We start from the raw sequence: 22,606 nt of genomic DNA on the forward strand, positions 1-22,606 counted from the left end.
AAAGAGGGGTTGCCGGATCTCACGCCTCAATCCCGGCCGCCACGAGCCCAAACCGAATTCCGCTCACTTCACGACTTCGGCTTGAACGACTCCGTCAGCGTCTTCCAGGTGTCCTTGCGCAGATCGCTGTCCCAGTTCGAAGCCTTCGCGGTGTACATCAGCGCGTGTCCGAGTTGGTCGTTCACGACGAACCCGCGGTCGATCGTCCGGTACTTCGTACCGCCCTCCACATAGGTGAACTCCCAGTCGGCCGTGTTCCAACCTCGGTAGTCCACTTCCTCTATGCGGATCTTCTTGTACTGCGAGCGGACCATGCCCCGCTCCTGGTTCTTCCAGTCCGCCACCGGATCGCCCTTCGGCGTGGACGTCCAGGCGACGAGCAGCTTCTGTCCGTCGGGCCCGGTGAACCGGTCGCCCGCCGAGGCCGAGGAGCTGAACTTCCATCCCTTGGGCAGCCCGATCGAGTACCCCTGGCTCCCCTTGTGGGTCTCCACGACCTTGCTGCCGCTCCCGGACCCGGCCTCGGCACCGCTCCCGCCGGTCGCGCTCGCTCCGTCGCTCGGTGTCCTACCGGTCCCGGCGCCCTCGCCGGAGCCCGACCCGGTCGTCGCGGACGCGGACTCCTCGCCGTCCGCCCGCGTACCGTCCTTCTCGTCCGTCTTGGTGTCGGCGCCGGCACTGGCCTTGGCGGAAGCCTTGTCCCCGCCGATGCTCGCCGACGTCTTCGAGTCGTTGTCGTCACCGAGCGTGAGCGCCAGCACCACACCGAGCACGACGAGCGCCACGGCCACCGCGATGATCACCAGCGTCCGCTTCGGCACCACGTCGGTGAGCGGCGCCCTCGGCACCGGCCGCGGCGGCAGATCCGGCGGCGTCATCACGGGCCACCCGGAACTCCGGCCCCCGCTCTGCCCGTTCGCCGACTCCATATCCCGCTCACCCGCACCGGAACGGTCACCGACACCGGCACCGGCACCGGACGCAGCGGCCGCTCCGCTCGTCCCGGCGCCCGAAGAGCGCCCCGAAGTCCCGCCCTGCGACGACGCCCCGGCCCCGCCCACCGCCGTGGACGATCCACCGGCCGCTGCCTCACCGGACTCCGAAACAGCGCTCTCACCGCCGGACTTGGTACGAGCGGCAGCCGTCCCGGCCGCTCCCGCACCCGCCGCGGCCTTGCGCACGGACCGCAGCGCCCCGCGCAACCGCTCCCCGGCCTCCTCGCCGCGCTTGCCGGCCGTGGCACCCGAACGGCTCTTGCCCTCGGGGGCGTCCGGCTGCGGCGGCAACGGCACGACCTTCGTCGCGTCCGCCGGCTCCGGCTCGGCCTTGCGCGCGTGGATGACGGCGTTGAGCATCGCCCGCGCCCTGGCGTCGTCGAGCCGCTTCTCCGGATCCTTGGTGAGCAGGCCGTAGATGACGTCCTTCAGCGGACCCGCGTTCTTCGGCTCCTCCATCGGCTCGGTCATCACCGCCGTGAGCGTGGCGATCGCGGAACCCTTGTCGTACGGGGGCACCCCCTCGACCGACGCGTACAACAGTCCGCCCAGCGACCAGAGGTCGGCCGCGGGGCCCGGCTTGTGGCCGCGGGCCCGCTCCGGGGAGATGTAGGAGGGCGCGCCGACGAGCATGCCGGTCGAAGTGATGGAGGGGTCGCCCTCGACCTGGGCGATGCCGAAGTCGGTGAGCACGACCCGCTCGGTGTCGGACTCCAGCAGGACGTTCGACGGCTTCACATCGCGGTGCAGGATGCCCTCGCGGTGCGCGGAGCGCAGCACGTCGAGCACGGCCAGGCCGACCTCGGCCGCCCGCTTGGGCTCCAGGAGACCGTCCTCACGGATGACCTCGGCGAGCGACTTGCCCTCGACGAGCTCCATCACGATCCACGGCCGGTCGTCCTCCTCGACCACGTCGAACACCGTCACCGCGCTGTTGTTGCGGATCCGCGCGATCGCCTTGGCCTCACGCAGGGTCCGCGTGATCAGCCGCCGCTTCTCCTCCTCGTCGATGTTCGACGGGAACCTCAGCTCCTTGACGGCGACGGTCCGCCCGAGAGTCTCGTCCACGGCACGCCACACCGTGCCCATGCCGCCTCGGCCGAGCACGCCGCCCAGCCGGTACCGCCCCGCGAGGAGACGCTCGCGGTCGTCCTGACGAGTGTCCTGACGAGATGTCCCCGCCCGCTCCGCCTCCGACATGAGTCCCCTCATACAACCCGCCCTGACAGAGCCTCCATTGTCTCTCACCCGACAAGTGCCCGACGCCCAGGGTGCCTCTGTCTCCGCCACCCGACCGCACGGACCGGGCTCTCCTGGCCCGGCGCCCCCGAGGCCCGGTGAATCGCGCGTTCCGCTTGCCCGGCATGATGTGCCGCGACAAGGGAAGGAACCCGCATGGCTCGACCGGCGACGCCCCTGCTCCGGACACTGGTGGCCCTTCCGGTGGCCCTGACGCTCCTCGGTCTGCTGGGCCCGGCACTCCTCGGCCCGTCCTCCACCTCCTCCTCGGCACGCACCGCCTCGTCGTCCTCCACCGCACAGGCGACGGACTTCCTCCTGCCGCGGCTGCTCACCCGGGGCAAGGCCCCCGCCGCGGCCCTGCTGGCCCGCGAGAGGACCGGCATCCACTACGCCCGGGCCGGCCAGGGCATCGCCCGCACCGACCACTTCCGCGCCGGCAGCATCACCAAGACCTTCATCGCGACGGTCGTCCTGCAACTGGCCGCCGAGCGAGAGCTGTCCCTCTCCGCCCCGGTGGAGCGGTACCTGCCGGGCCTGGTGCGCGGGGCGGGCAACGACGGGCGCGCGCTGACCCTTCGTTCCCTGCTGACGCACACCAGCGGCCTGTACGACTTCGCCGCCGCGACCGGGGGCACCGTCCCTCTCACGCCGCTTCAGGCCGTACGCATCGCCCTCACCCACCCCCCTGCCGACCCCGGCAGCTTCTCCTACTCGAACACCAACTACGTGCTGCTCGGCCTGGTCATCGAGCACGTCACCGGCCGCTCCTACGCCGCCGAGGCCGAGCGCCGCGTCATCGCTCCGCTGGGTCTGACCGGCACCTCCTTCCCTGGATCCCGCACCTCTCTGCCCTCTCCGCACGGCCGCGCCTACACCACCGACGGAACCGATGTCACCGAACTCGACCCGCGGGTGGCCGGGGCCTCGGGCGAGCTGGTGACCACGCTCGCCGACCTCGACCGCTTCTACGCCGCGCTGCTCGGCGGCCGAGTGCTGCCCCCGCGCTGGCTGCGCGAGATGCTCGACACCCGTGCCGCACACGGCTCGTACGGCATGGGGCTCTTTCCCGTGAAACTGCCGTGCGGCACCGTCGTCTGGGGGCACAACGGGCGCATATCCGGCAGCTACGTGCGCTCCGCGGCCACCGTCGGCGGTCGTCGCGTCCTGACCTTCCGGGTGAACACGACAGCGATCGCAGATCCCGGTCTCGAACCCCGGCTGCTCGCCGCCGAGTTCTGCCCTCGCACCAGGTAGAACGGCCGAGGTTCGAGCAGATATCCCGACTTCCGCCACCCGTTCGAGTGACGCTCCCCGGGGCGCGTGGCCGGAGAGCACCACCGGGCCGGGCCGCCGGCGTACTACAACGGCACGATGTCCGGCGCCCCCAGCCGCGCCGCGTCCGCCGTCAGATCGTCGGGCTGCCGCTGCGACTCCCGCTCGGCCTCCACCCGCTTCTCGTAGTGCTGGATCTCGCGTTCGATGTGGTCCTTGTCCCAGCCCAGCACCGGGGCCATCAGAACGGCCGCCTCGCGCGCGCACCGCGTCCCCCTGTCGAACGTCTCGATCGAGATGCGCGTACGCCGAGTCAGCACGTCGTCCAGGTGCCGCGCCCCCTCGTGCGAGGCGGCGTAGACGATCTCGGCGCGCAGATAGTCGTCGGCGGACTGGAGGGGCTCGCCCAGCGTGGGGTCGGCGGCGATCAGTTCGAGCAGTTCCTCCGCCAGCGACCCGTACCGGTTCAACAGGTGCTCCACCCGCACCACATGAATCCCCGTCCGCGCCGCGATCCGTGCACGCGCGTTCCACAGCGCCGGGTACCCCTCGGCGCCCAGCAGCGGAATGTCCTCCGTGACGCATTCGGCGACCCGCATGTCGAGCCCGTGCACCGCCGCGTCCACCGCGTCCTTGGCCATCACCCGGTACGTCGTGTACTTGCCGCCCGCCACGACGACGAGTCCGGGCACGGGGTGCGCCACGGTGTGCTCGCGCGACAGTTTGCTCGTGGCGTCCGACTCGCCGGCGAGCAGCGGCCGCAGGCCCGCGTACACGCCCTCCACGTCATCGCGGGTCAGCGGCACCGCGAGCACCGAGTTCACATGTTCCAGCAGGTAGTCGATGTCCGCGCTGGACGCGGCCGGATGCGCCTTGTCCAGGTCCCAGTCGGTGTCGGTGGTGCCGACGATCCAGTGCCGGCCCCAGGGGATGACGAACAGCACGGACTTCTCGGTGCGCAGGATCAGCCCCGTGGTGGAGTGGATACGGTCCTTGGGCACGACCAGGTGGATGCCCTTGGAGGCGCGTACGTGGAACTGTCCGCGCTCCCCCACCATCGACTGGGTGTCGTCGGTCCAGACACCGGTCGCGTTGACGATCTGCTTGGCGCGGATCTCGTACTCGCCGCCCGCCTCGACGTCCTGCACCCGGGCCCCGACGACACGTTCGCCCTCCCGCAGGAACCCGGTCACGCGCGCGCGGTTGGCGACCCGCGCGCCGTACGCCGCCGCCGTGCGCACGAGGGTGGCCACATAGCGGGCGTCGTCCATCTGGGCGTCGTAGTACTGGAGCGCGCCGACCAGTGCGTCCTTCTTCAGGGCGGGGGCGATGCGCAGGGCGTGACGTCGGCTCAGGTGGCGGTGCAAGGGCATGCCCCGGCCGTGGGCGCGGGCCATCGACATGAGGTCGTAGAGCAGGACACCGGAACCGGCGTACAGCCGCTCCCAGCCCTTGTACTGCAGCGGGTACAGGAAGGGCACCGGCTTCACCAGATGCGGAGCCAGCCGCGACACCAGCAGGCCGCGTTCCTTCAGTGCCTCCCGTACGAGTGCGAAGTCGAGCATCTCCAGATAGCGCAGGCCGCCGTGGATCAGCTTGCTGGACCTGCTGGAGGTGCCCGACGCCCAGTCGCGCGCCTCGACCAGTCCGGTGGACAGTCCGCGGGTCGCCGCGTCGAGGGCGGTGCCCGCGCCCACGACGCCACCGCCCACGACCAGTAGGTCCAGCTCACGCTCGGCCATTGCTGCCAGTGACTCGGCGCGCTCCGCCGGCCCCAGTGTCGCTGTCCTCACCGCTGCCTCCCGCTCATCGGTCGCGTAGGCCGCACCCATCGGGCGAAGCCCGCTTCGTACCCCCTCCTGCCCAGAATTCTGACCGGGTTGCCCGAGTTCAGCCACCACGCGCCCCCAGCCTGTGGACAACACTCCCGGAAACGCGATCATTCAATGCCGTAAATCGGTCATATTTACTCCTAGTCTGACATTGCGCTCCCTCGATCTGTCCACAGGGCTTGCGCACCTGCCCCACTTCGGTTACTGGGAAGGACGGCCCACGCCATGCCCGCAGATCTCGCCGTGATCGGACTCGGCCCGTACGGCCTGCCGCTGGCCAAGGCCGCCGTCGCGGCCGGCATCCCCACGCTCGGTTACCGGACCGGTCCCGAGGCCGCCTCCCTCAGCCCCGCGGAACTGCGCCGGATGCTCTCGGGGGGCTTCCGGCACGCCACCAGCCCCGCCGAGCTCGGCCGCGTGCGCACCGCCGTCATCTGCGCGCCGACCCCGCCCGGCGAGGACGGCGGGCTCGACCTGAGCCAGGTGGAGGCGGCCGCCCGCACACTCGCCGCACACCTGCGCCCGCACACCACCGTCATCCTGGAGTCGCCCGTCCCCCCGGGCACCACCGAGAACGTCCTGCGCCCCCTCCTCGAAGAGGGCTCGGGGATGGTCGCCGGCCGCGACTTCCACCTGGCCTACTCCCCCAGCCGCATCGACCCCGGCAACCGCGACTTCACCCCCACCAACACGCCCAAGGTGATCGGCGGCCTCACGCCCGCGTGCACCGAGTCGGCCGCCGCCTTCTACGGCCGTCTCACCGACAAGGTGGTACGCGCGCGTGGCCCGCGCGAGGCGGAGACCGTGCAGGTCCTGGAGACCAACTTCCGGCACGTCAACATCGCCCTCGTCAACGAAATGGCCGTCCTCTGCCACGACTTGGGCGTCGACCTGTGGGACGTCATCCGCTGCGCGGAGACCAAGCCCTTCGGCTTCCAGGCCTTCCGCCCCGGACCCGGCGTCGGCGGCCACGCCGTCCCGCAGGACCTCACCGCCCACGGGGGCCGCACCCTGCGCATGGTCGAACTGGCCCAGCAGGTCAACGACCAGATGCCCCAGTACGTCGTCCAGCGCGCCGCCACCCTCCTCAACGAACACGGCAAGTCCGTGCGCGCCGCCCGCATCCTCCTCCTCGGCGTCACCTACAAGCCCGACCTCGCCGACCAGCAGTCCACCCCCGCCGAGGAGGTCGCGGTCCGCCTGATGCGGCTGGGCGCCTCCATCAGCTACCACGACCCGCACATCCCGTCCTGGAACGTCCTCGACCGCCCGGTCCCCCGCGCGGACTCCCTCTACGAGGCCGCCGCCGAGGCCGACCTGACGATCCTGCTCCAGCAGCACCGGCGGTACGACCTTCAAGGGCTGTCGGTGAAGGCACAGCTGTTGCTGGACACGCGGGGGGCTACGCCTACGGGGGCGGCGCATCGGTTGTGACTGGGGGCGCGTGGGGTGCGTGCGCTACCGGGGTTGGTGGCGTGGGGCATGCTGCGCCGGTACCGTGTGAAGCAGGTGGAGCCCACCGCAGTGGTCGCTGCAGCGGGCTCCGAGCTGATTTACGGGTGTCCGCCCCTAGTCTCTATAGGGGCGGCCGCTCACCAGCCGTAAATCCACAAGATGCACCTCCTCCGGAACTTCACCAGCCGAAGCCAAGTGCGATCCCAGCGGGTGGGTTTGCGGTGACGGCCCATGGGCGCGCCCCCTTCCACGATGCCGCCCATCGACCCGGTAGGCGGTCCGTCTGGAGCTCGGGCCGGGCCCCGAGGGCCGGGGTCCGGAACATCTCCTTGGAAGGGGGCGCCCCAGAGAACGGGACGCCGATCACGGACACTACCGACTCCCCCTGCCCGTTCAGCCCACATTCGCCCCAAACGCAACCACGCGCCCCCACCAGCACAACGCACCCCCGTGCAGCCGCCGTTGGGCACGCAAAAGGGCCGGTCACCCCACCCGGGGGACCGGCCCTTCCCTGACGTATCGGCCGTAGCCGTACCGGCTACCGCTGGTGCTGCGAGTCCGCGACTGTGACCTCGACCCGCTGGAACTCCTTGAGCTCGCTGTACCCGGTCGTGGCCATGGCCCGCCGCAGCGCCCCGAAGAAGTTCATCGAGCCATCCGGCGTGTGCGACGGACCCGTCAGCACCTCCTCGATGGTGCCGACCGTGCCCAGGTCGACCTTCTTGCCGCGCGGCAGCTCCTCGTTCACGGCCTCCATGCCCCAGTGGTGACCCTTGCCCGGCGCGTCGGTGGCGCGGGCGAGCGGGGAGCCCATCATCACGGAGTCGGCACCGCAGGCGATGGCCTTGGGGAGGTCGCCGGACCAGCCGACGCCGCCGTCCGCGATCACGTGGACGTACCGGCCGCCGGACTCGTCCATGTAGTCACGGCGGGCCGCGGCCACGTCCGCGACCGCCGTGGCCATCGGGACGCGGATGCCGAGCACGTTGCGCGTGGTGTGCGCGGCGCCGCCGCCGAAGCCCACGAGCACGCCCGCGGCACCCGTGCGCATCAGGTGCAGGGCCGCGGTGTACGTGGCACAGCCGCCGACGATCACCGGGACGTCGAGCTCGTAGATGAACTGCTTCAGGTTCAGCGGCTCGGACGCCCCGGAGACGTGCTCCGCCGAGACCGTCGTACCGCGGATGACGAAGATGTCCACGCCTGCGTCGACGACCGCCTTGGAGAACTGGGCCGTGCGCTGCGGGGACAGCGCGGCGGCCGTGACCACGCCCGAGTCGCGCACCTCCTTGATGCGCTGCCCGATCAGCTCCTCCTTGATGGGAGCGGCGTAGATCTCCTGGAGGCGGCGGGTGGCGGCCTCGGTGGGCAGCCCGGCGATCTCGTCGAGCAGCGGCTGCGGGTCCTCGTAGCGCGTCCACAGGCCTTCGAGGTTCAGCACGCCGAGGCCGCCGAGCTCACCGATGCGGATCGCGGTGGCCGGGGAGACGACCGAGTCCATGGGGGCGGCCAGGAAGGGCAGCTCGAAGCGGTAGGCGTCGATCTGCCAGGCGATCGAGACCTCCTTCGGGTCCCGCGTACGGCGGCTGGGGACGACGGCGATGTCGTCGAAGGCGTACGCCCGGCGGCCGCGCTTGCCGCGCCCGATCTCGATCTCAGTCACGATGTGTGGCCTTTCCCTGATGCGTTTCAGCGTCTTCCAGTATCGCCGACGGGCACGACAAGGGCGGCCCCGGATACCTCCGGGGCCGCCCCTGACGGACCGATGCCTACTTGCGGCTGTAGTTCGGCGCCTCGACCGTCATCTGGATGTCGTGCGGGTGGCTCTCCTTGAGGCCCGCGGAGGTGATCCGCACGAAGCGGCCCTTGGTGTCCATCTCACCGATGGTCGCCGCGCCCACATAGCCCATGGTCTGGCGCAGACCGCCGACGAGCTGGTGCAGCACGTTGGCCAGCGGGCCGCGGTAGGGCACCTGGCCCTCGATGCCCTCGGGCACGAGCTTGTCGTCGGAGGCGACCTCGGCCTGGAAGTAACGGTCCTTGGAGTACGACCGGCCCTGGCCGCGGGACTGCATGGCGCCCAGGGAACCCATGCCGCGGTACGACTTGAACTGCTTGCCGTTGATGAACAGCAGCTCGCCCGGGGACTCCTCACAGCCGGCGAGCAGCGAGCCCAGCATCACGGTGTCGGCGCCGGCGGCGAGCGCCTTGCCGATGTCGCCGGAGTACTGGAGGCCGCCGTCGCCGATCAGCGGGACGCCGGCGGGGCGGGCGGCGAGCGAAGCCTCGTAGATGGCGGTGACCTGCGGGACGCCGATACCGGCGACCACACGGGTGGTACAGATGGAGCCCGGTCCGACACCGACCTTGATGCCGTCGACACCGGCGTCGATCAGCGCCTGGGCGCCGTCGCGGGTGGCGACGTTGCCGCCGATCACGTCGACGCCGACGCTGGACTTGATCTTCGACATCCAGCTGAGGGCGTTGCTGTTGTGACCGTGCGAGGTGTCGACGACCAGGAAGTCCACGCCCGCGTCGGCGAGCGCCTGGGCGCGCTCCAGGGCCTCGGGGCTGGCGCCGACGGCGGCACCGACGAGGAGACGGCCCTCGGAGTCCTTGGCGGCGTTGGGGTACTTCTCCGCCTTGACGAAGTCCTTGACGGTGATCAGGCCCTTGAGGACGCCCGCCTCGTCGACCAGGGGAAGCTTCTCGATCTTGTGGCGGCGCAGCAGCTCCATCGCGTCACTGCCGGAGATGCCGACCTGGCCGGTGACCAGCGGCATCGGCGTCATGACCTCGCGCACCTGACGGCTGCGGTCCGACTCGAAGGCCATGTCGCGGTTGGTGACGATGCCGAGGAGCTTGCCCGCGGGGTCGGTGACCGGGACGCCGCTGATGCGGAACTTGGCGCACAGGGCGTCGGCCTCGGCGAGGGTCGCCTCCGGGTGCACCGTGATCGGGTCGGTGACCATGCCGGACTCGGACCGCTTCACCAGGTCGACCTGGTTGACCTGGTCCTCGACGGAGAGGTTGCGGTGCAGCACGCCGACGCCGCCCAGGCGGGCCATCGCGATCGCCATGCGGGACTCGGTCACCTTGTCCATGGCCGCGGAGAGCAGCGGGATGTTCACCCGGACGTTGCGGGAGATGCGGGACGAGGTGTCGACCGCGTTGGGGAGCACCTCGGACGCTCCCGGCAGCAGCAGCACGTCGTCGTAGGTCAGCCCGAGCGTCGCGAATTTGTCGGGCACTCCGTCGACGTTTGCAGTCATGACACCTTCCCCAAATGGCCTTGATCGGTGCGGATGTCCATGCTAACGGGAAGCAAGGCTGGCAAATTCCATGGTTCGGACCCACTCCGAGCTTCGTATGTTCGTACGGAATCGGCGCGGGGCCCGTTCAGGAACGCGGCCTACTGCTCGGCCAGCGCCCGCAGCCGGCTCAGCGCCCGGTGCTGGGCCACTCGGACCGCGCCGGGTGACATTCCCAACATCTGACCCGTCTCCTCCGCGGTCAAGCCCACCGCGATCCTCAGCAGCAACAGCTCCCGCTGGTTCTCGGGCAGGTTGGCCAGCAGCTTCTTGGCCCACTCGGCGTCGCTGCTCAGCAGCGCGCGCTCCTCCGGGCCCAGGGAGTCGTCCGGGCGCTCGGGCATCTCGTCCGAGGGGACCGCCGTGGAACCCGGATGCCGCATCGCCGCCCGCTGGAGGTCCGCCACCTTGTGCGCGGCGATGGCGAAGACGAACGCCTCGAAGGGGCGGCCGGTGTCCTTGTAGCGAGGCAGCGCCAGAAGCACGGCGACGCAGACCTCCTGGGCGAGGTCCTCTACGAAGTGCCGGGCGTCACCCGGCAGGCGGGACAGTCTGGTGCGGCAGTACCGCAGCGCCAGGGGGTGGACATGGGCGAGGAGGTCGTGCGTGGCCTGCTCGTCCCCGTCGACCGCGCGATGGACGAGTGCACCGATCGCCCCTTGGGCATAAGCCGCCTCGTCCTCGCGCATCGGTCCATGGTGCCTTGCGGCCGTATGGTCCGTGGCATCGCGCCCGTTGTTGTGCACCGAAGCGTTATGAGCAGGTGCGCCGGAACTCATCTCCTGCGCCCTCCCCTTCCGCTCGACCGACTCGTCCCCGAGAGACTCCACACCTCAAGGATGCGGCATCCGCGGCGAAACGAGCAGCGGGCACCGACAGAGCTGCTTGGCCTGCCTGGCGCCCGCGCCCCCAGAGGGGCGCGGGGAACCGCGCGACCAGCCACGACGGGGCCGCAGTCGCCGGACGGCGCAACGCGGCAGTCCACTGTGGCGCGACTAACGAACCAGACCCCAGCGGAACCCGAGCGCCACCGCGTGCGCGCGGTCCGACGCACCGAGCTTCTTGAACAACCGACGGGCGTGCGTCTTCACGGTGTCCTCGGACAGGAACAGCTCGCGACCGATCTCCGCGTTGGACCGACCGTGGCTCATCCCCTCGAGCACCTGGATCTCACGCGCCGTGAGCGTCGGCGCGGCGCCCATCTCCGCGGAGCGCAGTCGACGCGGGGCAAGCCGCCAGGTCGGGTCGGCCAGCGCCTGCGTCACCGTGGCCCGCAACTCGGCGCGCGAGGCGTCCTTGTGCAGATAGCCGCGGGCACCGGCGGCGACCGCGAGGGCCACACCGTCCAGGTCCTCGGCGACGGTGAGCATGATGATGCGCGCACCGGGGTCGGCGGACAGCAGCCGCCGCACGGTCTCGACGCCGCCCAGACCGGGCATGCGTACGTCCATCAGAATCAGGTCCGAGCGGTCGGCGCCCCAGCGGCGGAGGACTTCCTCGCCGTTGGCCGCCGTCGTCACGCGCTCGACGCCGGGCACGGTCGCGACCGCGCGGCGAAGCGCCTCTCGGGCAAGCGGGGAGTCGTCGCAGACGAGGACGGATGTCATGGCCGCCCTCCGCAGCTGATGCACGTCACCTTGAGCCTCCAGGCTGGTACGAAATCGTCACCTGTGCGGTCGACCGTCTCGGACGCCTGCCCGAGCCCTTGTTCCTTCAACCGCCTCCGCCCTCTCAACGACGGTCACTCGAAAGAGTTACGGGGGCATGTGCCGTCTTCGGCACTCTACGTGAGGAGACGGACACGGGGCAGACATGCACGACGGACCCTCAATCTTTCATCACAACCCATGCCCCATTCAGCCCTTTTTCTTCCTGTTTGCTGGCGTTTGGGGCTAGATTCGCAATGAGTCATATTTTCATCTTCTTAGATCGTAGATGTACGGTCGTAGACACCGTATCCGCCCAGAACGGCTACAAGGGGTCACGCAATGGCAGATTTCTCCCGCCTTCCCGGACCGAACGCGGACCTGTGGGACTGGCAGCTGCTGGCTGCTTGTCGCGGGGTGGACAGCTCGCTCTTCTTTCATCCGGAGGGCGAGCGCGGTGCGGCCCGGAGCGCTCGAGAGAACTCGGCCAAGGAGGTCTGCATGAGGTGCCCGGTCCGCGCGCAGTGCGCGGCACACGCGCTGGCGGTGCGCGAACCGTACGGCGTCTGGGGCGGCTTGACCGAGGACGAGCGCGAGGAGCTCATGGGGCGGGCACGCAACCGGCTGGTGTCGGCGTCGACGACCAGCGGGGAAGCCGGCTCGCACACCTGAAGGAACGTTTCTTCATAGAAGGGCACGCGCACACGTGCCCTTCTTCTTCGCTAGCGGGCGGCCGCCCGGGCCAGCTGGTCGAGGGTCGCCGCCACGGCCGGCACCTGCGCCAGGTCGGGCAGCGTGAGCGCCACGATCTCCCGCCGGACCGCCGGTTCCAGCGTCACCACGCGCACCCCTCGCGGGCGTACGGACTCGACGGCGAGCTGGGGCAGGACGGCCACGCCCAGGCCGGCGCCCACCAGGCCGACGACCGCCGGGTAGTCGTCGGTGGCGAAGTCGATGCGGGGCGTGAAGCCGGCGCTCTCGCACACCTCGACCAGCTGCCCCCGGCAGCGTGGGCAGCCGGCGATCCAGGGCTCGGCCGCGAGTTCCCCGATGGAGACGGGCCCGGCCGACGCGGTGCGCGCGAGGCGGTGCCGTTCCGGGACGAGGCCGACGAGACGGTCCGTCAGCAGGGGACGTACGACCAGGTCGTCCCACTCCTCGGCGCCCGCGGCCCCCTCGTAGCGGAAGGCGAGGGCCACGTCGCAGTCGCCCTCGCGCAGCATCTCGACGGATTTCGGCGGCTCGGCCTCCTCCAGGGAGACACGGGTGCCGGGGTGCGCGGCGCGCAGGGCGGCGAGGGCGGTCGGGACGAGGGTGGAGCTGCCGCTGGGGAAGGAGACGAGCCGGACGCGCCCGGCGCGCAGCCCGGCGATGGCGGCGACCTCCTCCTCGGCGGCGGTGAGCCCGGCCAGGATTCCGGCGGCGTGCCGCACCAGGGCCTCACCGGCCTGGGTCAGCCGCATCTCGCGTCCGCTGCGGATCAGCAGGGGCGTGCCGACGGAGGATTCCAGGGCCTTCATCTGCTGGCTGACGGCGGGCTGGGTGCAGCCCAGTTCGCGTCCGGCCGCGGAGAAGGAACCGGTGGCGGCGACGGCGCGCAGGACGCGGAGGTGGCGGGCTTCGAGCACGGAAGCGAGCATAAGCGAACCTTGGGGAGATCGCCGAATAATGCGTCGACACTTTGGAGGGTCGTCCCTTACCGTGCCCGTCATGAAGCTTCTGTCTGTGAACCTGGGCCAGGCGATGCCTGTGCCGCACACGGATGACCCCGGTGTCGTGACCGGCATCGACAAGCGGCCGGTGGCGGGGCCGGTGCGGGTGGCGGCTCCCGGGCCCAAGGGCATCGGGGGCAGTGGCCTGGCCGGCGACGCGGTGTGCAAGAGGGAGCACCACGGCGGCGACGACCAGGCCGTGTACGCGGTGGCGCGCGAGGACCTCGACGAGTGGGAGCGCGAGCTGGGGCGGTCGCTGGCGAACGGCGGGTTCGGCGAGAACCTCACGACGTCCGGGCTGGACGTGTCCGGCGCGCTGATCGGCGAGCGCTGGCGGATCGGGTCCGAGGTGGTGCTGGAGGTGACGTGCGGGCGGATTCCCTGTGCCACCTTCCAGGGCCATCTGGGTGAGAAGCAGTGGGTGAAGCGGTTCACCGCGAAGGGTGCGCCGGGCGCCTATCTGCGGGTGATCGAGCCGGGGGAGATCCGGGCGGGCGATGCGCTGGAGATCATCCACCGCCCGGATCACGAGGTGACGGTGGCGCTTCAGTTCCGGGCGGTCACGACGGAGCGGAAGCTGCTGCCGCGGCTGCTGGCGGCGGGTGCGGCGCTGCATCCGGAGTCGCTCGCGGCGGCACGGAAGTACGTGGCGGAGCACGGGCGCTGACGTGCGCTCACCGCGGCGGCCTTCGCTCGGGCTTCACTGATCGGGAGGGCCTGTGCAGCAAACGGATGCACGCGGTCCGGGTCACTAATCTTGCGCCATGACAACGGCATTGATTACGGGATCGACCGCGGGCATCGGCGCCGCGTTCGCGCGGCGGCTTGCGGCTGACGGGCACGACCTCGTCCTGGTGGCCCGGGACACCAAGCGGCTGCGGGAGCAGGCGACCGAACTGCACGACCGGCACGGCATCGAGGCCAAGGTGCTGACGGCCGACCTGGCCCAGGACGCCGGCATCGAGACGGTCGCCGCACGCCTCGGCGACCGCCGCAACCCCGTCGACCTGCTGGTCAACAACGCCGGCTTCGGCAACAAGGGCCGCTACCTCGACGTCTCCATGGCCGACGAGCTGAAGATGCTCAAGGTGCACTGCGAGGCCGTGCTGCGTCTGACGTCGGCGGCGACGGAGGCGATGCGGGAGCGGGGGCGCGGGGGCGTCGTCAACGTCGCGTCGGTCGCGGCCTTCGTACCGCGCGGCACGTACGGCGCGTCCAAGGCGTGGGTCGTGCAGTTCACCCAGGGGGCTGCCCGGGATCTGGCCGGGAGCGGGGTGCGGCTGATGGCGCTGTGCCCGGGGTTCGTGCGGACCGAGTTCCATGAGCGGGCCGGGATGGGCACGGACAACATTCCGGGGTGGATGTGGCTGGACGCCGACAAGGTGGCGGCCACGGCACTGGAGGATCTGGCCCGGGGGAGGTCGTTGTCCATCCCGGACCCCCGCTACAAGGTGCTCATGGGGGCGGCGAAGCTGGTGCCGCGGGGAATGCTCGGGGGGATCAGCTCGAAGACGGGGCGGAAGTACGGGCCCCAGTAGGCGCGTCGGCGGGCGCACGGCACGGGTGAACAGGCGGATGGCCCTCGCAGTGGGGAAAATGGTGCTGTCCAGCCGCACCCAGGGGGGCCGGGAGGCGACGACGCCATGACCTTCGTACAGCTCATCGACTGCAAGACCAGCCGTTTCGACGAGATGAACCGGCTGATGGACAGGTGGGTCGAGCAGACCAAGGGCAAGCGGACGGCGACGCACGACATCATCGGCAAGGACCGGTCCGACCCGGCGCACTTCATCGAGATCGTGGAGTTCGCCTCGTACGAGGAGGCGATGCAGAACTCCAACCTGCCCGAGACCGACCGGATCTTCCGGGAGATGGTGGCGCTCTGTGACGAGGAACCCACGTTCACCGATCTGGACGTGGTGCGTGACGAGCAGCTGAACGTCCTGGCCGCGCGGGCCTTCTTCGAGGCCATGGGCAAGATGGAGCCGGGGCGGATCGGCGACCACCTCACCCGCGACTACGTGGATCACGACCCGTCGTACCCGCAGCCCGTGCAGGGCATCGACGGGATACGCGAGCAGTACGAGGGATGGCGGGCCGCCTTCGACTTCACCTTCCGGATCGACGACCAGATGGCCCAGGACGACCAGGTGTGCACCCGGTGGACCTGGGTCGCTCGCCACAAGGGCGAGTTCCTGGGGATTCCGGCGACCGGACAGGACGTGAGCATGCAGGGCATGACCTGGCAGCGGTTCCGGGACGGCGCGATCTGCGAGAGCCACTGGCTCTACGACCGGGCGGGACTGCTGGAGCAACTGGGGGTACTCGGTCAGTGAAGCCCGCGAAGGGGAAGGCCCCGCTCCCGCACGTGAGTGCGGAGGCGGGGCCTTCTTGCTGCGCGCTGTGAGCGGCTGGGCTCAGTGGGCGTGGCCGTGGCCGTGGCCCGCGGCGGCCGGCTCTTCCTCTTCCTTCTTCTCGACGACCAGGGTCTCGGTCGTGAGGAGCAGGGAGGCGATGGAGGCGGCGTTCTCCAGGGCGGAGCGGGTGACCTTGACCGGGTCGATGACGCCGGACTTGACCAGGTCGCCGTACTCGCCGGTGGCGGCGTTGAAGCCCTGGCCCTTGTCGAGCTCGGCGACCTTGGAGGTGATGACGTAACCCTCCAGGCCGGCGTTCTCGGCGATCCAGCGCAGCGGCTCGACGGCGGCCTTGCGGACGACCGCGACACCGGTGGCCTCGTCGCCGGTCTTGCCGAGGTTGCCCTCGAGGACCTTGACGGCGTGGACCAGAGCGGAGCCACCACCGGAGACGATGCCCTCCTCGACCGCGGCGCGGGTCGCGGAGATGGCGTCCTCCAGACGGTGCTTCTTCTCCTTCAGCTCCACCTCGGTGGCGGCGCCGACCTTGATCACGCACACGCCGCCGGCCAGCTTCGCGAGGCGCTCCTGGAGCTTCTCGCGGTCCCAGTCGGAGTCGGTGTTCTCGATCTCGGCCTTGATCTGGGCGACACGGCCCTGGACGGCCTCGGACTTGCCGGCGCCGTCGACGATCGTGGTGTCGTCCTTGGTGACCGTGATGCGGCGGGCGGAGCCCAGCACCTCGAGGCCGACCTGGTCGAGCTTGAGGCCGACCTCCTCGGAGATGACCTCGGCGCCGGTCAGCGTCGCCATGTCCTGCAGCATCGCCTTGCGACGGTCACCGAAGCCGGGGGCCTTGACGGCGACCGCGTTGAACGTGCCGCGGATCTTGTTGACGACCAGGGTCGACAGGGCCTCGCCCTCGACGTCCTCGGCGATGATCAGCAGCGGCTTGGAGGCACCGGCCTGGATGACCTTCTCCAGCAGCGGCAGCAGGTCCTGGATGGAGGAGATCTTGCCCTGGTTGATGAGGATGTAGGGGTCCTCCAGGACGGCCTCCATGCGCTCCTGGTCCGTCACGAAGTACGGCGACAGGTAGCCCTTGTCGAAGGCCATGCCCTCGGTGAAGTCCAGCTCCAGGCCGAAGGTGTTGGACTCCTCGACGGTGATGACACCGTCCTTGCCGACCTTGTCCATCGCCTCGGCGATGAGCTCGCCGACCTGGCTGTCCTGGGCGGACAGACCGGCCACGGCGGCGATGTCGGACTTCTCGTCGATCGGGCGGGCGGTCGCGAGGAGCTCCTCGGAGACCGCGGCCACGGCCGCGTCGATGCCCTTCTTCAGCAGCGCCGGGGAGGCACCGGCGGCGACGTTCTTCAGGCCCTCGCGGACGAGCGCCTGGGCCAGCACGGTGGCGGTGGTCGTACCGTCACCCGCGATGTCGTTGGTCTTGGTCGCCACCTCCTTCACCAGCTGGGCGCCGAGGTTCTCGTACGGGTCCTCGACCTCGACCTCACGGGCGATGGTGACACCGTCGTTGGTGATGGTGGGCGCGCCGAACTTCTTGTCGATGACGACGTTGCGGCCCTTGGGGCCGATCGTCACCTTGACCGTGTCGGCAAGCTTGTTGACGCCGCGCTCGAGGGCGCGACGGGCGTCCTCGTCGAACTTCAGGATCTTCGCCATGGGAGCGGTTCAGCCCTCTCGGAAAACGTGGGTGAAACGAACTGCGCCCCGGACGCCCGGCTTCTTGAGGTCGCGGGGGCCCGGGGCGCAGCTCACAAGCAGAAGTGCTTGAGGTGAATTACTTCTCGATGATCGCGAGCACGTCGCGGGACGAGAGGACGAGGTACTCCTCGCCGTTGTACTTCACCTCGGTGCCGCCGTACTTGCTGTACAGCACGATGTCGCCGACCTTCACGTCGAGCGGCAGACGCTCGCCGCTCTCGAAGCGGCCCGGACCGACGGCGAGGATGACGCCCTCCTGGGGCTTCTCCTTCGCGGTGTCCGGGATGACCAGGCCAGAGGCGGTGGTCTGCTCGGCGTCGAGCGGCTGGACCACAATGCGGTCCTCGAGCGGCTTGATGGCAACCTTGGAGCTGGTGGTCGTCACGATCCGACCTCCCCCTTCGGAGATCTCACGGGGTTAACTGTCTGAGGTGGCGACCAGGTGGATCCGTCGTCGCGGGTGCCGGACCTGCCCGTCGCGTAGTTGGCACTCTCCAGTGGGGAGTGCCAGACCCGAGACTATGACCGCGATTAGCACTCGGTCAAGCGGACTGCTAATTCGCGTCCGCGCCGCGCCGGCTGAGCCGGGCTTCCGGTCGACCGGCTCAGCCGTGGACGCCCCGGAGCGTTCCGTCAGATGTAGTCCTCCAGCCGGCCCACCGTGAGGCCCCGCCCCTGGATCTCCCGCAGCAGCCTCGTCGTCCGCTCCCTCAAGGACAGGCCGGCCGGTTCGCCCGACGGGACGGAGACGATGTCGCCGGCGCGCAGCCGTCCGGAGCCGTGCGCGTACGTCAGCCCTCCGTCGCCCTCCATCGCCGCACGCCACAGCACCACCGCCGTGATGCCGCAGTCCGCCGCCGCGCGGAGCGTGGTGGAGTCGTACGTGCCGTAGGGCGGCCGGAAGAGGCGGGGGCGGATGCCGAAGCGGGCGCGGAGTTTGTTCTGCTGGCCGCAGATCTCGGCGCGCTGGCCGGCGTACGGCAGACCGCGCAGGGCGGCGTGGTCGAGGGTGTGGTTCTGGATGGACGCGCCCACCGACCGCAGCCGCGCGAAGTGGCCGTAGCCCGGGCCGACCACGCTGTCCGTGAGGAACATGCTGACGGGCAGCCGTAGTTCACGGACCATGTCGACGAAGCGGGGGTCCTTCTCCGCGCCGTCGTCGTAGGTGAGGAAGACGACCTTGTCGCGGGTGGGGGCGCGGTGCACGACCGGCAGCGGGGCGCCGCCGGGCAGCCGCAGCCGCCGGGCGGGCGGGGACTCGGGAGCGGGCAGCGGGGCGGCCAGGCCCCAGCGGCGATACGGCTGTGCCGTGTGCGTCGGGCCCTTCGCCGAGCGGGCGCCGGGTACCGCCTCCTCGGCCGGTGCGGCGCCGGGAGCGACCGAACCGGCCGGCCGGGCGCAACCGGTGAGCAGGGCGGACGCCAGGACCACCACGGCCATGAGCACGGCCGCCGCAGCGCTCGGCCCCGGCCCTGGCGTCGGCCTCACAGATAGTCCTCCAGCCGGGCCACCGCGTACCCCTCGGCCGTGACCTTGTTCAGGAACCGGCGGATCATGTCGGGCATTGTGCCCTTCCAGTCGCCCCTGCCGCGGAAGTGCGTGAGGACGATGTCACCCGGTCGGACCTTCCGGTCCCACTCCCGGTAGTCCCAGCGGTCGACGAAGACCTCCTCGTTCCACAGCGGGACGTACTTGACGCCGCACGACTTCGCCGCCCGCAGGCTGTTCCTGTTGTAGTTCCCGAAGGGCGGGCGGAAGAGCAGCGGGCGCTTGCCGTAGCGCTCCTCGATCACGTCCTGCATGGCGCAGATCTCGTACTGCTGGCGGCGGTAGGAGAGCCCCGGGAGGTAGGGGTGGTGGAGGGTGTGGTTGTTCAGGGCGACGCCGCCGCGCTGCATCCGCTCGAAGTAGCCGTAGTCGTCCTTGATCAGGTAGTTGCTGAGGAAGGCGGTGTACGGGACCTGGAGGTCGCTCATCATCCGCAGGAAGGCCGGGTCCTTCTCGGCGCCGTCGTCGATCGTGAGGAAGACGACCCGCTGCCGGGTCGGGATGGTGGTGAAGACCGGCGGGAGGCCGAGTTCCTCGTGCCCGTCCACCTCGAAGCCCTCGCGGGTGGTGATCTTCGGCTTGGTGGCGGGGGGCGGCGGGGGTGTGAGCGGGATTCTCGCCAGGCCCCAGCGTCTGGCCGCGGCGGCGCGGGCGGCGAGGGCTGACCTGCCCGACCGGAACTTCTTGGCGTGCGGGTCCGGGGTGGCGGCCGGGGGCGGCGCCTTGAGGGGCTGCCGGCTCGGCGTGGAGCGGGCGGTCCCGGCGCCGTGCGAGCCGCCCGGGGCCCCTGGATCGGCGACCGGCGTGCAGCCCGAGGCGATGGCCGCGGCGGCGAGCGCGGCGATCGCGGCACGGACCCGGAAGTGCCCGGGTTCCCGACGGCGGCGCCGTACGGATGCCCCATTGGGGCTACTTTTGTCATTTTGTACTACTAGTCGCATGGTGCCGGATCTTCGCAGGCACTCGTCCCGGAGCCGGGCCGACACCGCCGCCGGCCGCGGACCATCCACCGACTGGCCGACAATGGCCCGGTGAACGACCTCGCCTCCTTCGCCTCGCTCCGCACCCCCGAGGGCCGCGCCCTCCTCGACGCCGTACGCGACACCGATCCCGCCGACGAACTCGCCGTCGCCACCCGCCTGCGCCGCGAGCACCCCGCCGAGCTGGTGTCCGCGGCCCTCGGGCAGGCGCGGTTGCGGCAGCGGGCGGTGGCCAAGTTCGGGGCGGCTGACGCGGGGCGGATGTTCTTCACGCCGAACGGGGTCGAGCAGTCGACCCGGGCCAGCGTGGCGACGTACCGGGCCGAGCGCTTCCGAGCGGTCGGGGTACGGTCCGTCGCCGACCTGTGCTGCGGGATCGGCGGCGACGCGATCGCGTTCGCCCGCGCCGGGATCCGCGTACTGGCCGTCGACCGGGATCCGCTGACCTGCGAGGTGGCCCGCGCCAACGCCGACGCGCTCGGACTCGCGGGCCTGGTCGAGGTGCGCGAGGCGGATGTGACGGAGGTGGACACGGCCGGGTACGAGGCGGTGTTCGTCGACCCGGCCCGGCGTTCCTCCGGGCGCGGCCGCATCTTCGATCCCGAGTCCTACTCCCCGCCCCTGTCCTGGGCCGTGTCCGCCGCGCTCAAGGCGCCGATCGGCGTCCTGAAGATCGCGCCCGGCATCCCGCACGAGGCGATCCCCGCGGACGCGACGGCCGAATGGGTCTCGGACGGCGGGGACGTGAAGGAGGCCATGCTCTGGTTCGGCGCGAACGTGACGCCGGGAGCGCGGCGGGCGACGCTGCTGCCCGCCGCGGCCGGCATCCACGTGACCCCCGACTCCATGCTCCCGGACCCCGAAGTCCGGCCGGTCGGGAGGTACTTGTACGAGCCGGACGGCGCCGTCATCCGCGCCCATCTGGTCGCCGAGGTGGCCGACGACCTGGAGGGCGGGCTGATCGACCCGACCATCGCCTACGTCACCGCCGACGCGCCGCACCACACCCCGTACGCCACCGGCTACGCGATCACCGACGAACTCCCCTTCAACGTCAAGAAGTTGAAGGCGCTGCTGCGGGAACGCGAGGTCGGGATCCTGACGGTGAAGAAGCGGGGGTCGGCCGTCGAGCCGGAGGAACTGCGCAGGAAGGTCAAGCCTCAGGGGCCCAACTCGGCGACGGTGTTCCTGACCCGGGTGGCGGGGGCGCCGACGATGCTGGTCGGCCACCCGTTGAAGTGACCGTCACCCGCCGGCGGCCCGCCTCAACAGCATCTCCCGCTCCGGCTCGTTGCGCGTCAGCCCCGCCGCCCGCTCGAACTCCGCCCGCGCCTCCGCCGTACGGCCGAGCCGCAGGAGCAGGTCACCCCGCACGCTCGGCAGCAGGTGGTACTCCCGCAGGGCCGGTTCGGAGGCGATGGCGTCGACGATCTCCAGTGCGGGCTCCGGTCCCTGAGCCATCGACACGGCGACCGCGCGGTTCAGCTCGACGACGGGGGAAGGGGATCGCGCGGACAGCAGGCCGTACAGGGTGGCGATGGTCCGCCAGTCGGTCTCCTCGTACGTGTACGCGTGCGCGTGGCAGGCGGCGATCGCGGCCTGGAGGGCGTACGGGCCGGGGGCGCCCGTGGCCGTGGCGCCCGCGCGGTCCAGCGCCGTGATGCCGCGGGCGACGAGCATGCGGTTCCAGCGGCGGCGGTTCTGGTCCTTGAGGAGGACCGGTTCGCCGGACGGGCCGGTGCGGGCCGTCGCGCGGGACGACTGGAATTCGAGCAGGGCGGCCAGGCCGTGCACCTCGGGCTCCTTCGGCATCAGTCCCGCCAGCAGGCGGGCCAGCCGCAGCGCGTCCTCGCACAGCGCCGGGCGCAGCCAGTCGTCGCCGGCCGTGGCGGCGTAGCCCTCGTTGAAGACCAGGTAGATGACGTCGAGGACCGAGCCGAGGCGGGCCTCGCGGTCGGGGCCGTAGGGCACCTCGAAGGCGATGTTCCTCGTGGCGAGGGTGCGCTTGGCCCGCACGATGCGCTGGGCGACCGTGGCCTCCGGCACCAGGAACGCCCGGGCGATCTCGGGCGTCGTCAGGCCGCCGAGGAGGCGCAGGGTGAGGGCGATGCGGGCCTCGGCGGACAGGACCGGGTGGCAGGTGGTGAAGACCAGCCGGAGCAGGTCGTCATCGATGTCGTCGGGGTCGTACGAGGCGGACGGCTCCTCGGGCGGTGCCGTCGTCTCCAGGTCGCGGCCGATCTCGGCCAGCTTGCGGGCGTAGTTCTCCCGGCGGCGGATCAGGTCCACGGCGCGGTGCTTGGCGGCGGCCATGAGCCAGGCGCCGGGGTTGTCGGGGACCCCGTCCCGGGGCCACTGCTCCAGCGCGGCGACCAGCGCGTCCTGTGCGAGTTCCTCGGCGATGCCGACGTCGCGCACGGTCCGGGCGACGGCGGCGATCACGCGAGGGGACTCGATACGGAAGACGGTCTCGATGGCGCCGTGCGGGTCTGCGGTGGGCTGCGGGGTCACAGCCCACCATGCAACAC

Annotated in this window: 19 protein-coding genes; 7 read left to right on the top strand and 12 right to left on the bottom strand. The window is 70.8% G+C overall.

Annotated elements, in window-relative coordinates:
- Positions 1–68: 68 nt before the first annotated feature.
- Positions 69–2,195: a serine/threonine-protein kinase gene (locus ACFU95_RS00890; RefSeq protein WP_383819867.1), complete on the bottom strand. Its 2,127-nt coding sequence runs from the start codon at positions 2,193–2,195 to the stop codon at positions 69–71.
- A gap of 195 nt (positions 2,196–2,390) precedes the next feature.
- Here ACFU95_RS00890 and ACFU95_RS00895 point away from each other — a divergent pair, with 195 nt between their 5' ends.
- A complete protein-coding gene (locus tag ACFU95_RS00895; RefSeq protein WP_383819870.1) occupies positions 2,391–3,491 on the top strand; it encodes a serine hydrolase domain-containing protein in 1,101 nt (366 codons plus the stop codon).
- A 104-nt stretch (positions 3,492–3,595) separates the two neighbouring features.
- On the opposite strand, the gene ACFU95_RS00900 is transcribed toward ACFU95_RS00895, so the two are convergent.
- Positions 3,596–5,302 carry a glycerol-3-phosphate dehydrogenase/oxidase gene (locus tag ACFU95_RS00900; RefSeq protein WP_383819872.1) on the bottom strand — a complete coding sequence of 569 codons (1,707 nt, stop codon included), beginning with the start codon at positions 5,300–5,302 and terminating at the stop codon, positions 3,596–3,598.
- Positions 5,303–5,566: 264 nt separating this feature from the next.
- Between ACFU95_RS00900 and ACFU95_RS00905 the strand changes: the two genes are divergently transcribed.
- Complete coding sequence (locus tag ACFU95_RS00905; RefSeq protein WP_383819875.1) at positions 5,567–6,775, top strand: nucleotide sugar dehydrogenase; 1,209 nt, start codon at positions 5,567–5,569, stop codon at positions 6,773–6,775.
- Between the two features lie 559 nt (positions 6,776–7,334).
- Here the strand turns inward: ACFU95_RS00905 and ACFU95_RS00910 are convergent.
- From ACFU95_RS00910 to ACFU95_RS00925, 4 genes are all read right to left on the bottom strand, one after another.
- Positions 7,335–8,459, bottom strand: coding sequence for a GuaB3 family IMP dehydrogenase-related protein (locus ACFU95_RS00910; RefSeq protein WP_383819877.1), 1,125 nt, complete (start codon positions 8,457–8,459; stop codon positions 7,335–7,337).
- Between the two features lie 106 nt (positions 8,460–8,565).
- Positions 8,566–10,068 carry an IMP dehydrogenase gene (guaB, locus tag ACFU95_RS00915; RefSeq protein WP_383819879.1) on the bottom strand — a complete coding sequence of 501 codons (1,503 nt, stop codon included), beginning with the start codon at positions 10,066–10,068 and terminating at the stop codon, positions 8,566–8,568.
- A gap of 140 nt (positions 10,069–10,208) precedes the next feature.
- Positions 10,209–10,796, bottom strand: coding sequence for a sigma-70 family RNA polymerase sigma factor (locus ACFU95_RS00920; protein ID WP_369171772.1), 588 nt, complete (start codon positions 10,794–10,796; stop codon positions 10,209–10,211).
- 306 nt (positions 10,797–11,102) lie between these two features.
- A complete protein-coding gene (locus tag ACFU95_RS00925; protein ID WP_003948568.1) occupies positions 11,103–11,714 on the bottom strand; it encodes a response regulator transcription factor in 612 nt (203 codons plus the stop codon).
- A 381-nt stretch (positions 11,715–12,095) separates the two neighbouring features.
- Here ACFU95_RS00925 and ACFU95_RS00930 point away from each other — a divergent pair, with 381 nt between their 5' ends.
- Positions 12,096–12,425, top strand: a complete 330-nt coding sequence (locus ACFU95_RS00930; protein WP_383819882.1) for a WhiB family transcriptional regulator — start codon at positions 12,096–12,098, stop codon at positions 12,423–12,425.
- 50 nt (positions 12,426–12,475) lie between these two features.
- Here ACFU95_RS00930 and ACFU95_RS00935 read toward each other — a convergent pair whose 3' ends face one another.
- Entirely contained in the window at positions 12,476–13,381 is a 906-nt protein-coding gene (locus tag ACFU95_RS00935) for a LysR family transcriptional regulator (RefSeq protein ID WP_383819884.1), read from the bottom strand.
- An 82-nt stretch (positions 13,382–13,463) separates the two neighbouring features.
- Between ACFU95_RS00935 and ACFU95_RS00940 the strand changes: the two genes are divergently transcribed.
- From ACFU95_RS00940 to ACFU95_RS00950, 3 genes are all read left to right on the top strand, one after another.
- Positions 13,464–14,132, top strand: a complete 669-nt coding sequence (locus tag ACFU95_RS00940; RefSeq protein ID WP_383819887.1) for an MOSC domain-containing protein — start codon at positions 13,464–13,466, stop codon at positions 14,130–14,132.
- Between the two features lie 97 nt (positions 14,133–14,229).
- Positions 14,230–15,003, top strand: coding sequence for an SDR family NAD(P)-dependent oxidoreductase (locus ACFU95_RS00945; protein WP_383819890.1), 774 nt, complete (start codon positions 14,230–14,232; stop codon positions 15,001–15,003).
- A 105-nt stretch (positions 15,004–15,108) separates the two neighbouring features.
- Positions 15,109–15,801: an ester cyclase gene (locus tag ACFU95_RS00950; RefSeq protein ID WP_383819893.1), complete on the top strand. Its 693-nt coding sequence runs from the start codon at positions 15,109–15,111 to the stop codon at positions 15,799–15,801.
- Between the two features lie 81 nt (positions 15,802–15,882).
- Here ACFU95_RS00950 and groL read toward each other — a convergent pair whose 3' ends face one another.
- From groL to ACFU95_RS00970, 4 genes are all read right to left on the bottom strand, one after another.
- On the bottom strand, positions 15,883–17,508 hold the full coding sequence (gene groL, locus ACFU95_RS00955; RefSeq protein WP_383819896.1) for a chaperonin GroEL: 1,626 nt from the start codon (positions 17,506–17,508) through the stop codon (positions 15,883–15,885).
- A 118-nt stretch (positions 17,509–17,626) separates the two neighbouring features.
- Positions 17,627–17,935, bottom strand: a complete 309-nt coding sequence (groES, locus tag ACFU95_RS00960; protein WP_383819899.1) for a co-chaperone GroES — start codon at positions 17,933–17,935, stop codon at positions 17,627–17,629.
- A gap of 248 nt (positions 17,936–18,183) precedes the next feature.
- On the bottom strand, positions 18,184–18,990 hold the full coding sequence (locus ACFU95_RS00965) for a polysaccharide deacetylase family protein (protein WP_383820436.1): 807 nt from the start codon (positions 18,988–18,990) through the stop codon (positions 18,184–18,186).
- Between the two features lie 44 nt (positions 18,991–19,034).
- A complete protein-coding gene (locus ACFU95_RS00970; RefSeq protein WP_383819901.1) occupies positions 19,035–20,039 on the bottom strand; it encodes a polysaccharide deacetylase family protein in 1,005 nt (334 codons plus the stop codon).
- A 90-nt stretch (positions 20,040–20,129) separates the two neighbouring features.
- Between ACFU95_RS00970 and ACFU95_RS00975 the strand changes: the two genes are divergently transcribed.
- Complete coding sequence (locus ACFU95_RS00975) at positions 20,130–21,320, top strand: methyltransferase domain-containing protein (RefSeq protein ID WP_383819903.1); 1,191 nt, start codon at positions 20,130–20,132, stop codon at positions 21,318–21,320.
- Positions 21,321–21,323: 3 nt separating this feature from the next.
- Here the strand turns inward: ACFU95_RS00975 and ACFU95_RS00980 are convergent, their stop codons facing one another.
- A complete protein-coding gene (locus ACFU95_RS00980; RefSeq protein WP_383819905.1) occupies positions 21,324–22,589 on the bottom strand; it encodes an RNA polymerase sigma factor in 1,266 nt (421 codons plus the stop codon).
- Positions 22,590–22,606 lie beyond the last annotated feature (17 nt).

Origin of the sequence: Streptomyces sp. NPDC057623 (assembly GCF_042800355.1) — a bacterium.
GTDB lineage: Bacteria > Actinomycetota > Actinomycetes > Streptomycetales > Streptomycetaceae > Streptomyces.

Excerpts from the sequence above, each read along its gene's own strand:
- ACFU95_RS00890 (WP_383819867.1), bottom strand. The coding sequence starts at position 2,195 with ATGTCGGAGGCGGAGCGGGCGGGGACATCTCGTCAGGACACTCGTCAG.
- ACFU95_RS00895 (WP_383819870.1), top strand. The coding sequence starts at position 2,391 with ATGGCTCGACCGGCGACGCCCCTGCTCCGGACACTGGTGGCCCTTCCG.
- ACFU95_RS00905 (WP_383819875.1), top strand. The coding sequence starts at position 5,567 with ATGCCCGCAGATCTCGCCGTGATCGGACTCGGCCCGTACGGCCTGCCG.
- guaB (WP_383819879.1), bottom strand. The coding sequence starts at position 10,068 with ATGACTGCAAACGTCGACGGAGTGCCCGACAAATTCGCGACGCTCGGG.
- ACFU95_RS00920 (WP_369171772.1), bottom strand. The coding sequence starts at position 10,796 with ATGCGCGAGGACGAGGCGGCTTATGCCCAAGGGGCGATCGGTGCACTC.
- ACFU95_RS00925 (WP_003948568.1), bottom strand. The coding sequence starts at position 11,714 with ATGACATCCGTCCTCGTCTGCGACGACTCCCCGCTTGCCCGAGAGGCG.
- ACFU95_RS00930 (WP_383819882.1), top strand. The coding sequence starts at position 12,096 with ATGGCAGATTTCTCCCGCCTTCCCGGACCGAACGCGGACCTGTGGGAC.
- ACFU95_RS00940 (WP_383819887.1), top strand. The coding sequence starts at position 13,464 with ATGAAGCTTCTGTCTGTGAACCTGGGCCAGGCGATGCCTGTGCCGCAC.
- ACFU95_RS00945 (WP_383819890.1), top strand. The coding sequence starts at position 14,230 with ATGACAACGGCATTGATTACGGGATCGACCGCGGGCATCGGCGCCGCG.
- ACFU95_RS00950 (WP_383819893.1), top strand. The coding sequence starts at position 15,109 with ATGACCTTCGTACAGCTCATCGACTGCAAGACCAGCCGTTTCGACGAG.
- groL (WP_383819896.1), bottom strand. The coding sequence starts at position 17,508 with ATGGCGAAGATCCTGAAGTTCGACGAGGACGCCCGTCGCGCCCTCGAG.
- ACFU95_RS00965 (WP_383820436.1), bottom strand. The coding sequence starts at position 18,990 with ATGGCCGTGGTGGTCCTGGCGTCCGCCCTGCTCACCGGTTGCGCCCGG.
- ACFU95_RS00970 (WP_383819901.1), bottom strand. The coding sequence starts at position 20,039 with ATGCGACTAGTAGTACAAAATGACAAAAGTAGCCCCAATGGGGCATCC.